Below are 14,308 nucleotides of genomic sequence, written 5' to 3'. Positions count from 1 at the left end.
CGTTTGTTGATTGATGACGCCTGCGGGCGGCGAGAGAGAAGCGATGGATACCGAGGCGATGCGCGTGCGTGGTTACCTGGTCGAACAGAGCAAGCGTGCGCTTGCGTTGTTGCTGTGCTGCACGGTGACCTGGACATCGTTTCCGGCGTGGGCGCAGGTTGCGCCCACGCCTAACCCCGGTGGGCAGACACCTGGCCAGCAGGTCGCGGTCAATGGCGTGCCGGTGGTGGACATCGTCGCGCCCAATGCGCGCGGCATTTCGCACAACCGATACAGCAACTTCAACGTCGGCCCAAATGGGTTGATCCTTAACAATAGTGCGCAGATTTCCAAGACGGAACTGGGCGGCTATGTTGCCGGCAACGACAATCTACAGCGCAGCGGTGCTGCGTCGCTGATCCTCAACGAAGTGACCTCGGCAAGCAGTCGCTTGCAGGGCTACACCGAAATCGCCGGCGCCAAGGCGCAGCTGGTGATCGCAAATCCCAACGGTATCTCCTGCGACGGTTGCGGATTTCTCAACAGCTCGCGCGTTACCTTGACCACTGGCACGCCCAATCTGGGCAGCGATGGTGCGTTGAACGGCTTCACCATCACCGGCGGTGCGCTCAGCATCGGCAACAACGGTCTGGACGCGTTCAATGTGGATCGCCTGGATCTGCTATCCCGCCAGCTCAGCGTCGATGGCTCGATCTGGACCAAAGAACTGGTGGCGGCTGCAGGCGCTGGACGCATCAATTACGACGGCATGCTGCTCGACATGGTGCCGGGCGCCGATGGCGCAGCCCCATCGATCGGTATCGACGTGGCGCAGCTTGGCGGCATGTACGCCGACCGCATTCGCCTGATCGCCACCGAGGCGGGTGTGGGCGTGGTGAGCCGTGGCACCTTGGCTGCGCAGAGCGGCGATCTGCAGATCGACAGCGCAGGCCAGATCAGCCTGAGCGGCACCACTGTAGCGCGCGATGGCGTCAATCTACGCGCGTCAGGAGATCTGGATCAGCGTGGCGTCCTGGGTTCGCAGCAGGGGGATGTGCGTCTGCGGGGTGTGCGCGTGAATCTGGCCGGCGATCTGGTGGCCAGTGCTGCATTGGATGCGCAGGCCAGTGGCACATTGAGCCATGTCGGACGCAGTAGCGCAGGGTCGATCCGTCTGTTCGGTTCGGAACTGAATGCCGATGGCAGCCTGCATGCGGCCGGTGCGTTGGACCTGGGCGCTGACGGCGTGCTGCGCAGCGGCGGTGTCGCGTATGGCGGGTCAGGCGTCACTGTACGCGCCGCACGGATTGCGTTGACCGGCACGTTGCAAAGTGGTGCTGCCATTGCACTGAATGCACTCACGATCGACGCACTCGGCACCTTGGACGCGGCGACAGCGCTGCGCTTGAACGCGAGCGGCAACGTACGTTTGGGCGGCTTGGCACAAGCCGGGCAGAATGCTGATGTACAGGCCGGTGGTCGACTCGATGTGCAGGGGCAATTGGTTGCGGCGGATGCTGTCGTCCTGGACGCGGCGAGCATTGATATCGCGCAGCGCGGTGCCGTGTCTGCCGGCGAAGATCTGAATCTACGCACTGCTGGTGCATTGAGCAGCGCCGGTAGCGCTTACGCCGGACGTGATCTGCGCATCCAGGCCAACAGCATGACCACAGCGGGCAGCCTGTCTGCCGCGCGCGATGGGCAGGTGACGATTGCTGGTGGTTTGGTCAACAGCGGCGGCTTTGTCGCTGGCAATGCCTTGACAGTGGATGCCGCAACGCTGGAAAGCAGCGGCGATATCGGCAGTCAGCGCGGTGATACCACGCTGCGCAGCAGCACTGATTTGAGCCTGCGCGGGAACACTGTGGCAGGCGGCGTATTGGCCCTGGATGCCGGTGCGGGGGCGCAGCTCTCCGGCACCGTCAATGCGGGCAGCATGAACCTTCGAAGCGGCGGCGATGCCGATCTCTCGGGCACGCTGCAGACCACGCGTGGTGCATTGACCATGGTCGCAACCGGCGAGCTCATCAGCGATGCCGTCATGCGGTCGGCAGGCGATATCGATCTGCAGGCGAATGGAACCCTGCGTCAGCATGGACAACTCCGCAGCGATGGCGCAGTGCAGTTGCGTGGCGCGTCCATCGAACATGATGGCCTGATCGACGCCGGCGGCGATCTGCGTATCGCAAGTGCGGCTGATCTGTCGTTGAGCGGAACCGTGCAAAGTGCCGGCGCCACCAGATTGCAGGCGGGCACGGACCTGGATAACCGTGCCAAAGTGATCGCGGGCGCTGCGTTGGATGTGGATGCAGCATCGTTGCGTAATGCGCAGGGTGCCGCGTTCTCGTCCGATACCGATGCACGTCTACGCACGACTGGCTTATTGGACAATGCAGGCACTCTGTACGCAGCAAATGATCTGCAGCTAGCGGCAGGCACGCTGAGGCAAAGCGGTAGTGCCAGTTCAGGCAACACGCTCTCGGCAACGGTTATCGGTGCCCTCGACACCACTGGCAACATCATTGCCAAGAACACGCTGCAGATCGATGCAGGCAGCTTGCGCAGCAGCGGACAACTCGGCAGCGAGATGGCAGACGTTCGCCTGCGTAGCCAGGGCGATATCGCATTGCAAGGCTTGGTCGCCGCTGCAACGGCGTTACACGCTGACGCGGCGGGCGATTTGCAGCAGACCGGATCATTGCGAGCACAAACTGCATCGTTGGAAGCGGGGCGAGATCTCACTATTGCCGGCACCTTGCAATCGGCCTCCACACTTGATCTGCGTGCGCAACGCGCACTGCGTTATGCAGCGCAAGGCTGGGTCGGTGGGGATGCTTCGCTGCGTGCTGCCATGCTGACGACGAGCCAGGATGCGGTATTGCAGAGTACTGGTGCGATCGCGCTCGACGGTGCTGCGATCGATAGCCAGGGCAAGCTGGATGCCGGTGGCGACCTGCGAATCCGCAGTCAGGGCGACCTGATGCTGGCAGGCGTTGCACAGGGTGGGCGCGACGTCAGTTTGAGCGCCAGCGGCGCGTTCAATAACGCGGCGCAGGTGTTTGCGGGCCGAGATATGTCGCTGCAGTCAGGCAGCTTGGATAACACTGCGGCTGGCCTGTTGGCGGGTGAGGGCAGTGTGACCCTAACCACTGCCGCGCAGCTGACCAATGCCGGTCGGGTGCAGGCCGGTGGCGACTTGCGCATCAGCGCAGCAAGCATTGACCAGAGCGGGAGCGCATCTTCCGGCAAGACGCTGCACGCCACGATTGCGGGCACATTGGACAATCGCGGCAACCTGATCGCCAAGGATACGCTGCAGATCGATGCGGGCACCTTGCGCAGTACCGGGCAGTTGGGAAGTGAGCTTGCCGACGTCGTATTGACCAGTGAAGGTACGTTGCAACTGGAGGGCGTGGTTGCAGCGGCCACAGCACTGCGCGCAACTGCCGGCGGCGACCTTCAGCAGGCTGGCTCGCTCAAGGCGCAGTCGGTTGTGTTGCAGGGCGGCCGTGATCTCACTGCAAGCGGCAACCTGCAATCGGCATCCACGCTGGACCTGCAGGCACAGCGCACGCTCGCGTTGAATGGACAAGCATCGAGCAAGGGCGACGCACGTGTCACCGGCGCGAATATTCTGACCGGTGCCGCAGCAGTGCTGCAGAGCGGTGGCGCCATCACGTTGGATGGCGGAGCCATCGATAGCCGTGGCTCGCTCGATGCGGCGACCGATCTGGGCATGCGCAGTGCAGGCGATATGACCTTGGCCGGCGTGGTACAGGCCGGGCGCGACATCGCGCTGACCGCTACTGGTGCATTGAGCAATGGCGCGAACGTCGTTGCTGCACGCGATCTGAGTGTACGTGCTGCCAGCGCCAACAACACTGCGGACGCAACCCTGGGCGCGTTGCGCAAGTTGGATGTGGATGTTGCGGGTGTGCTGGACAACAGCGGCACCTTGCATGGTGAGCAAGGTCTTGAGCTGACAGCAGGTTCGCTGGTGCAGCGCGGCCGTGTCTATAGTGGCGATGCGGTCTCGATCACTTCGACCGATGCCTTCGTAAATGCGGGCCAGTTGGTATCAGGCAAGGATCTCACCATCACTGCGGGCAATATCCTCAGCAGTGGGCAGCTGGGTTCGGTGAATGGCGCACTGACACTGACCAGCCAGAAGACCATCGATCTACAAGGCGTGGTGGCGGCAGCAACCACATTGCAGGCAACGGCTGGTGGCGACCTGCTGCAAGCCGGCTCGCTCAATGCACAGTCGATAACCCTGCAGGCTGGTCGTGATCTGACTGCCGGCGGCACGCTGCTGTCGGCGTCCACGCTGGATCTTCAGGCGCAGCGGATGCTGGCCTTGAATGGCCAGGCACAGGCGCTCACCGACGCCAAGCTGCGCGGCAACGCCGTGGTTACCGGGCACGATGCGGTGCTCAAGAGTGGCGGCACAATCACGCTGGATGGCGCGGCAATCGACAGCCTTGGCACGCTCGATGCCGGAACCGATCTGCACGTGCGCAGTACCGGTGACCTGTCACTCGCAGGCGTGGTGCAGGCCAGTCGAGATGTTGCGCTGAGCGCGACGGGTACGCTCGGTAACGCGAGCCAGGTGTTTGCTGGCCGCGATCTTTCGGTGCAAGCCGGTGGGGTCGACAATGTGGCCGCCGGGGTGTTGGCGGCCGATGGCAGCGTCTCGCTGACGACCGGTACCTTGCGCAACGCCGGCAGCCTGCAGAGTGGCGGGGATCTGAGCATCGCCGCAACAAGTATGGATCAGAGCGGTACGGCCATCGCGGGCAAGGCATTGGCCGCCAAGGTGATCGGCACTCTGGACAATCGCGGCACCCTCATCGCCAAGGACGCGCTGCGGGCGGATGCGGGTGTGTTGCGCAGTAGCGGGCAGCTCGGCAGCGAAGCCGCCGACGTCATCCTGACCAGTCAGGGCGACATGACGCTGCAAGGCGTCGTCGCCGCAGCAACTGCACTGCAGGCAACCGCTGGTGGTGACCTGCAACAAGCGGGCTCGCTCAAAGCGCAGTCCGTCGCGCTGGAGGCCAAGCGCGACCTGACCGCCACCGGCACGCTGCAGTCTGCGTCGCTGCTCGATCTACGGGCGCAGCGCGCGTTGGCCTTGAATGGCCAGGCGGTCGCGGTGGGTGATGCCAATCTGCGCGGCGCACGCGTCGCCACCGGGCAGGCTGCAGTGCTGCAAAGCAGTGGCACGATCAACCTGGAGGGTGCTGCGATTGACAGTCGTGGTGCACTCGATGCGGCCGCTGACGTGAATTTGCGCAGCACTGGCAACCTTGCGATTGCCGGGGTGGTGCAGGCCGATCGCGATGTAGTGTTGAGCGCGAGCGGTGCGTTGACCAACGCAGCGCAAGTCGTCGCTGGGCAAGCCTTGAACGTTACGGCCGCCAGCGCGAGCAATGCCGTGGCCGGTGTGCTGCTCGCACAAGGCGACGCCACGTTTGCCATCTCGGGCTTGCTGGATAACGCCGGCGCCATGCGCGCGGGTAACCAACTGACGTTGGGCGTCGGTTCGCTGCAGCAAACTGGCCAGGCTTACGGCCTGCAACGTCTGGGCGTGATTGCCAGCGGTGCGGTGGACAATCGCGGCGATCTGATCGGAGGCGCCGGCTTGCGCGTCGAAGCGGCGCAACTCAGCAGTAGCGGTCAGCTGGGTAGCGAGCTTGGCAATGTCGAGTTGATCAGCCGCGGCAATCTGCAACTGGCGGGCAGTCTGGCATCGGCCAACGCGTTCTCCGCTCAGGCCGATGGCACGCTGACACAAAACGGCACCTTGAGTGCAGGCAGCACGCTGGACTTGCGCGCGAAGGGCGACTTGGATGTTGCGGGCCAGGTCAGCGCTCAGCAGATCAGTATGACCAGCGATAACGTGTTGCGGCAGCAGGGGACTGTCAGCGGTACGACGCTGGGTCTGCAGGGCGCGCGCATCGAGAATGCCGGGCAGACCACCGCATCGGGTAATTTAACCCTTCGTGCTGGCGAGATCAGCATTGCCGGCACGGCGGGTGCCGGTATCAAGGCCGATGGAAGCCTCGGCAGCGGAAGTACGCTGAGCCTGATTGCCGATCGCCAGCTCAGTGCCTCCGGCAAACTGCTGGCAGGCGGCAACCTCACCGCGCAAGGCAGCCAGTTGCAATTGGCTGGCACCAGCACACGCGCCACCGGCAACGTGGTACTGACGACCGGCGGCAATCTCGATCATCGTGGAGGCGATCTGCTCGCTGGTGGCATGCTCAGCGTGCAGGCCGTCGGCAGTATCGACAACGGTCGTCTCAACACGGTCGGCGGCCAGATGCAGGCCAGCCAGCTCAGCATCGACGGCGGCAGGTTGAACAACGCCGGTGGCCGTGTTGTGCAAAGCGGCAGTGGTCTGACCCGCATCAGCGTCGGTGGCGCGATCGATAATACCGCCGGCACCATCGCCAGCAATGGCCAGGCACTGACCGTCACTGCAGCCAGCCTGGAAAATGCCCAAGGGCGCATTGAACATGCCGGCACCGGCAGCCTGTCGGTGACCAGCCGTGGTGGTTTCGGCAATACCAACGGACGCATCCTGACCCAGGGCCAGCTCAGCCTGGGCGCAACCGGCACGTTGAACAACCAGAGCGGCGCGATTGCCGCAGCCGGCGATGCAACGCTGACGGTAGGCAGCCTCAACAACGTCAGCGGTTCGGTTGCCGCGCGTGGCTTGAACGTGCAAAGCAGCGGCGCCACCGACAACCGTAACGGCTTGCTGCAGGCCAGCGGGGGTGCACTGACCTTGCGTGCCGACAGCCTCAGCAATGCAGGCGGTACGGTGCAATCGGTCGCCAACGCCGGTGTGGGCGGCAGTGCGCGCGTGGAACTCACGCGTGGCCTGGACAACGGCAATGGCACGATCGGCGCCAGTACCGATGCAGTGATCATTGCGGAAAATCTGAGTAGCGCCGGCGGCAGTCTGCAAGCGGGGCGCGATCTCAGCGTCACTGCACGCGGCCAACTCGATAATCACCAAGGCGGCAAGCTCAGCGCCGGGCGCGATCTCAATGTCGCTGTCACCGGTGCGCTGCTCAATAGCGGCGGCCAGCTCGACGCCGGCAATACACTGACTGCGTCGGGTGGGCGCATCGACAATGGCCAGGGCAGCATCGTCAATAACGGCAGTGGACTGACGCGCATCACCACTGGCGGTGCCTTGGTGAACACCAGCGGCAACCTCGGTGGGCGCGGTAGCGTGGTGATCGATGCCGCCAACATCGCCAACAATGGTGGCCAGCTGGTCGCCGGTGGCGATCTGATCGCCAATACCAATGGCTTGAACAACCAGGGCGGAAGTATCTACGCCGGCACGAATTTTCTGCTGCAGCGCGCAGGCGCCACGTTGGACAATCAGAACGGCAAGGTCAAGGCCGAGCAATCGGTGCGTTTGAACCTGCAGAATCTAAACAATGCAGGTGGCCAGATCGGTGCCGGCAGCGCGGCCGGTGGTGCCGGTGATGTGCTCATCGATACCGTCGGCTTCGACGGCGGCGGCAGCATCCTGGCGCAAAACCTGCTCGATCTGACCTTGCGTAGCGACTACACCCATCGCGCCGGCGCCGACCTGGTCAGCAATGGCGACTTCAACCTGCGCGTGAGCGGCAACCTGGTCAACGAGGCCACGCTCAAGGCAACGCGTCGCCTGGATATCACGGCCGGCAGCATCGCTAACCGTGCTGGTGCCAACATCGTATCCAACGACACCCGCCTCAACGGCGGCAACGTGATCGACAACGCAGGCAACATTTCCGGCAACGGCGCGCTGTCGCTGGTGGCAAACAGCATCTACAACACTGGCAGCATCGTCGGCGGCAATGTCTCGGTAAATACCGGCACCTTGGTCAACGGCGCAGACTTCGGTGGTGCTACGGGCAATGCTGCCTATGGCTCGGCCTTGCTCGGCTCCACCGGCAACATGAACCTCGTCGTGCGCGACCAGCTGCTCAACCGCGACGCGCGCATCTTCAGCTTGGGCAGTATCGCCATCGGTGGCGCGCAGGACGGTGGCGGTACGCTGGTGTCGCGTACGGGTGTGGTGAATAATCTGTCGGGCAGTATCGAGGCTGATGGGAGTATTTTGATTGCTGCTAATCAGCTGAATAACACACGAAGAGTAATCCAGACAGTTAGCGGCCCCTTGAGTAACGAGGAGCGGATCGCAGCGAATGCGACACTGCCAGGCGAGGAGGTGATCAAGCGTGGTCAGATAGAGATGCCCAACAACGCTACAGCTTCCCGGCCTTGGACTGGTCATGCTCCGGGCGTCTACCGCACCTACTCAGTTATTGATCGTGAGCGCTTGACCGCCGCCAGTGCCGAAGCTCGTATCGTTGCGGGGGGCAATATCGGTATTTCAGGAAACATCAATAACACGGCATCAACAATTGCCGCAGCTGCCAACCTATGGCTTAACCAGAGAGGGCTCGGAGGACTTGCCGATGGAACGGTCGTAGATGATGCCGCGGTACTCAATCAGGCTTTAGCATTGAAGCAGCGTGTGCGGCAGTCGGATGTTGAGTACAAAGTTTGGGGCGTGATCGATGATTGTATGCAGCGCCCCAACCAGCGTCCGATAATTTGCTATTACGAGTCTGATCAGAACTCGCTTTCCTCCTCGATTATCGATAGTAGCTATCTTGCCCTTGGTTCAAGCATGACCGGCGGCCAAGGCGTCAGCATCAACGGCGCCAACATCAGCAACGGCGCTGTCGGCAGCGACGGTCGCGCCATCAGCGGCGCCTCGCTCCATGGTGTCGGCGCGCAGGGTGGCTTGAACGGCCGTACCCGACAGACCGCCGCAAATGTTGGCAGCCAAGCCGTGATCGGTCGTGCAAACGGCGGTGCAAGCAGCATCCGTGTCGCTACCGGCACTGCCGGTAGCGCAGGCACGCAGGTGGACGCCAACACGCAAGACGCAGCCCTGGCCGCGTCCGGCGGCATCATCGCGATGTCGGTCGGACCGGTCATGTCGAACGATAGCGGGCTTGTACGCAGCACGGTCGATCAATCAAATGTACAGACCACTGCTACCGGCACCGGCGTGACGGCCGGGGCGAACGTGAGTCGCACCCGCGTCGACCAAGCCACCATTCCGGTCACCAATATCGTTGGCGGCGAGCAGACCTCGCTGACGCAGATCGATCTGCCCATCGGTGGCTTGTATCGCCTGTCCAGTGGCACCGGCACCGATCGCACCGCCATGGGCCGCGCCGCCAACGGTCTGGGCGGCATCAACGCCTGGCGCAGCAATGGCCCCGGCCGCCGTTACCTGATCGAGACCGACCCGCGCTTCGTCAACTACGACAACTTCATCAGCAGCGACTTCCTGCTGGACAAGCTGGGCGTGGACCCGGAGTGGACCCAGACCCGCCTGGGCGATGGCTTCTATGAGCAGCGCCTAGTGCTGGACCAGATCACCCAGCTCACCGGTCGCCGCTATCTGGGCAATTACGCCGATGGCGTGGCGCAGTACCGCGCACTCTTGGAAGCCGGTGCGGTTGCGGCAGGGCAGCTGCAGCTGAGCATGGGGGTCGGCTTGACCGCCGAACAGGCGGCCGCACTCACGCAGGACATCGTATGGATGGTGGAGCAGGACTACCAGGGCCAGAAAGTGTTGGTGCCGGTGGTCTATCTGGCCTCCAACTCGCTGCAGCTGCGCGGCAATGGTGCCTTGATTGCCGGCGGCAACGTCGAGCTCAACGCCACCAATTCCATGAGCAACCAGGGCGTGATTGCCGGTGCCGACGTCAGCATCACCGCAGGCAATCTGCTCAACCAGGGCCGCATCAGCGGCACCGGTAGCGTGGCGCTCGAGGCACGCAACGACCTGCTCAACCAGGGCCAGATCCAGGGCCGCGACGTGGCATTGGTGGCAGGCAACAACCTGGTCAGCGAAGCGACCAAGGCCATCAACGGTGTTGGCATCCTGTCCGGCATCAGCGCCAGCAACAGCCTGCAACTGTTCGCCGGCAATGACATGACGTTGACCGGCACCCGCGTGCAGGCCGATGGCAGCGCGGCGTTGATCGCAGGCAACAACCTCAGTCTCACGCCCAGCGCCTTGCGCGACGACAATGGCCTGCTGCGTGGTGGTGACGCCGTATCGGTTATCACCGGCAGGGATCTAGTGGTCTCGGCAGGCAACGACCTGCAATTGCACGGCGTCACCATCAAGGCCGGCGGCAGCGCTGCACTGCAGGCAGGCAACAACCTCTCGCTGACCCCGGCCACCGGCCTGGATGGCAAGGTCGCCACGCGCACCAACATCAGCACCGGCGATAGCCTGCAGTTGACCGCCGGCAATGACCTGACCATCCGCCAGGCCGAGGTCACCGCAGGCGGTGATCTCATCGCCGCAGCAGGCAACAACCTCACCGTCGAATCCGTCCTCAACGAGAGCGAGACCAACAGTTACAAGAGCCGCAACGGCAAGACCCGCGTCACCACCACCACGACCACCCAGACCATCGACCAGCAGGCGCTCACTGCCGGCGGCAACCTGGTCCTGAGCGCAGGCAACGACCTCAACCTGCTCGCCGCCAAGCTGGACGCCGGTAAGGGCTTGGGTATCAGTGCCGGCAACGACATCAATGCCAGCACGTTAACCACGGTGGACACCAGCAACACCCTGGAAACGCGCAAGCGCTTCAAGCAGACCACCGCGACCCGCGACGAAACCGTCTACGGCACCGAGTTCAGTGCCGGCGGCGATCTGGCCATGCAGGCCGGCAACGACATCACCCTGACCGCCGCCAACGCTGTAAGCAAGAACGGTGCTATCAGCCTGGCCGCGGGCAACGACGTCAACCTGCTCGCCGCCAGCGAGCAGCACGACGCCGTGCAGGATATGACCAAAAAGAAGAAGGGCACGTTCTCGAGCAAGACGACCACCACGCATGACGAGTGGCACGACACCGTGGCGGTTACCACCACGCTCAGTGGCGACACGGTGCAGATCGCTGCGGGTAACGATCTGCTGTCGCAGGGTGCTCAGGTTGCCAGCACCGGCGATGTGGTACTGGCCGCAGGCAACAACCTCACGCTGGACACGGTGCAAAACACGCACAGCGAGGAACACGAAAAGACCGTCAAGAAGTCGGGTCTCTACGGCGGCGGCGGATTCAGCGTCGCATTGGGCGTCACCAAGAAGACCGACGGCCTGGACGTCACTGAGGTCACCAACAGCGGCAGCCTGGTCGGCAGCACCGACGGCTCGGTGACGATGACCGCTGGCAACAAGGTGGCCATTACCGGCAGCGATGTGCTGAGCGCCACCAGCACCACGATCGTGGGTAAGGAAGTCACGATTGCGGCGGCGGAAAATACCGTGGATACGGTGCAGACCTCTAAGCAGCAGAGTGCTGGTATTACCTTGGGGTTGACCGGTAGCGCTGTAGACGCCGCGCAGGCGATCTACGGCGCAGTCAAGCGGGGGTCGGAGGTTGAAGACGATCGCCTGAAGGCGCTCTATGCCGCCAAGGCGGGTTACGCGGTCAGCGACACCGTGGGCTTGGTTGGCAATGGCCTGAAGGGCTACGACGGCCAAGCAGTTGCCGGAAACATGACAAAGACCGGCGCCGCCGCAGCCGATGGTGCGCAAGGTGCCGCCAATGCGACGGGGGTAAGCTTGCGCCTTGGCATCGGTGCCAGCAGTTCGTCGAGTAAGACAACCACACACGAAGAGACCACCGGCGGTAGCCGCATCCTCAGCAATGGTGATGTCACCATCGCGGCAACTGGTGGCGATCTCAACGTCATTGGCAGCAAAATTGCCGGTGAAAACGTGGCCTTGGCTGCAGCAAACAATCTCAACTTGCTGAGCAACAAAGAAACCAACACCACTAAGTCGGAGAACAAGAACGCAGGCGGTGAAATCGGCATCAGTGTCGGTGCAGTAACTGGCTACTACCTCACGGTGTCTGCAGGCAAGGGCAGCGCCAAGGGCAATAGCGATCTGCGCGCAGAAAGCGTGGTCACTGCCAACGACACCTTGACCTTGGTGAGCGGAAACGACACTACGATCCAGGGTGCACAAGCTGTTGGCAACAAGGTCCTGGCCAATGTCGGCGGCGATCTGCTGATCAAGAGCGAGCAGGACACCAATGAGTACAAGAGCAAGCAGCAGCAGGCCAGTCTGACCCTGGCGACCGGCTCGGGCAGTGGCGGCAGCTATAGCCAGCAGAAGGTCAACAGCAGCTACACCAGCGTGACCGAGCAGAGCGGCATCCAGGCGGGCAATGGAGGCTTCGACATCACAGTGGGCGGTAACACGAAGTTGGTCGGCGGTGCGATTGCCAGCGCTGCCGATACCAGTCTCAATCGGCTGTCCACCGATAGCCTGACAGTCGAGGACCTCCAGAACAAGGCGGAGTACAAGACCAGTGGCGTCTCGGTGGCCGGCGGCACGGGCAGCAGCATGGCCAGCGTTGCCATCGGTGCCGGACTGAGCATGCTGGGCAACGCCAGCGACAGCTCAAGTAGCACGACCAAGAGCGATATTGCGGCCGGCACGATCCAGATCCGCAATGGCGACGAGTCCGCGCTGGCAGGGTTGGATCGCAGTGCAACCGAGTTGCAGCAGTCCGGGCTGAAGGAGATCTTCGATCAGAAGAAGATGGCCGACCAGCAGGAAATGATGGGGCTCGCTGGAGAGATTGGCTTCCGGATGGCAGGTGACTTGGCTAGCAGCATGCAAGAGCGGGCCGCACTCGACCTTGCCTCGGCAAGGGCCACTGGGGACAAAGCGGCAGAAGCAGATGCGTTAGCTCGCAGAAAAAGTTGGGGTGACGGAGGGGCAAACAAGGTCTTGTTGCATGGCCTTACAGGTGCAGCCGTAGCTGCACTGGGAGGGGAGAGTGCACTTGGCGGTGCCATTTCTGCTGCAGGCTCTGAGAGAGCCAAACAGGTCATGGCTGATTATTTGGTCAGTCAACATATTGACCCCGATAGCGAGACTTTTAATAGCCTGATGGAGGCCGGTAGTGCAGCCATAGGCGGTGTTTTAGGTGGTGCATCAGGCGCAGGCATCGCAGTTGCGGGCGATCGGTTCAATCGTCAGCTGCACCCTTCTGAGGTGAAGTTTTTAAAGAGCGACCAAGTCGTCGAGGAATACATCGACTACATGGCAAAGAATGGGCTAACTCTCACGGAAGAAGAAGCACGCGTCAGACTGAATCGATTTGCTGCATCAAAAGAGGATGAGAACTGGGCTGCGCTGAACGGCACAGATGCTCTTACCGAAGATTTCCTTGTCGAAGGATCGAAAGGACGCTACTACACGGATTCGATGGGGGATCGTCATGCCTTCTTCCAAAGTACTGGCCAAGAGTGGAAGGATCCTACGGTCAATCTGAATGCGCTTTACGGATCACGCTTCGATCAGTCGATAAAGAACTATATTGAAGACATTCATAGTCCTGACCATGCGCCAAGTCAAAGAAACAAGGAGTTGCAATTTGTAGGGACGAAGCTTGGGTATGACGCTGCTGATAAGCAAGCCGGCCTGCGGGGTGACCTTGTTTCCATTGGAAAAGGGGTGATTCTGGGGATAGGCTCTATTGCCTTCAGCGGATATAGCGATCAGATCGGACCCTATGATGAGCTTGCGCTCAAGAATAACTATCAACTCCTGTTGAAAGATCAGGGGCGTTGGGCGGAAGCCGGCTATGTCGAAGGCCTAGATTGGGCGACGACTCAACGCCTGATGTGGGCAGGCATTGCTGTTGGAGAGGCGGGAGCACTGGTTGGAGGTCAGCTTACAAATATCATCCGTAATTCCATAAAAAATGCAGATTTGGAAGGCAAGGCGTTAACAACGAGACCATCTGTTGCGTCCGCAGATGCAGACAGTGAGGCAGGGACTTCAGTAAAGCAACATCCCGTCAAAGAAATAGAATTTTGGAAGCCGCCTGGGCTAGATCGCGAGGTTGAACTGCGTGAACTTTTCGATCCGCTTAATTCTAGGTCAGGAATTAACATGGGAAATCGTTCATTAGTTGAAATCCCTAATCCTGGAAACGCGAGAATTTTCTCCGGGGCTAGCGAAACAGAAATTAAGAATTACTTCTTGGAGCTTACCGGTTCGGAAAGTTTGCCCAGTTCACGACTTGTGCCTGGAAAGGGCGAGGTTTATGTGATAAAAACGTCAAAAGGCAATTTCAACTTGAGAAATTTTTCATCCTCATCAGCGCAAACTGGTGCTGCGTGGACTATCGATATACCAAAATCGGCATCCGGCACCACTTACAGCCCAGAAATTAAATTTATAATCAATAATCCGTGA

Annotated in this window: 1 protein-coding gene; it reads left to right on the top strand. The window is 61.6% G+C overall.

Annotated elements, in window-relative coordinates:
* Nucleotides 1-43 precede the first annotated feature (43 nt).
* Nucleotides 44-14,308: a hemagglutinin repeat-containing protein gene (locus GGR61_RS16825; protein WP_260288199.1), complete on the top strand. Its 14,265-nt coding sequence runs from the start codon at nucleotides 44-46 to the stop codon at nucleotides 14,306-14,308.

This window comes from Xanthomonas sp. 3058 (assembly GCF_014199765.1).
Classification (GTDB): Bacteria; Pseudomonadota; Gammaproteobacteria; order Xanthomonadales; family Xanthomonadaceae; genus Xanthomonas; species Xanthomonas campestris_B.
The sequence above is the reverse complement of the archived record's forward strand: the minus strand, read 5'-3'. Positions and strand labels throughout refer to the sequence as shown.

What these genes read in the sequence shown, in the direction of transcription:
- GGR61_RS16825 (WP_260288199.1), top strand. Translation starts at nt 44, where the DNA reads ATGGATACCGAGGCGATGCGCGTGCGTGGTTACCTGGTCGAACAGAGC.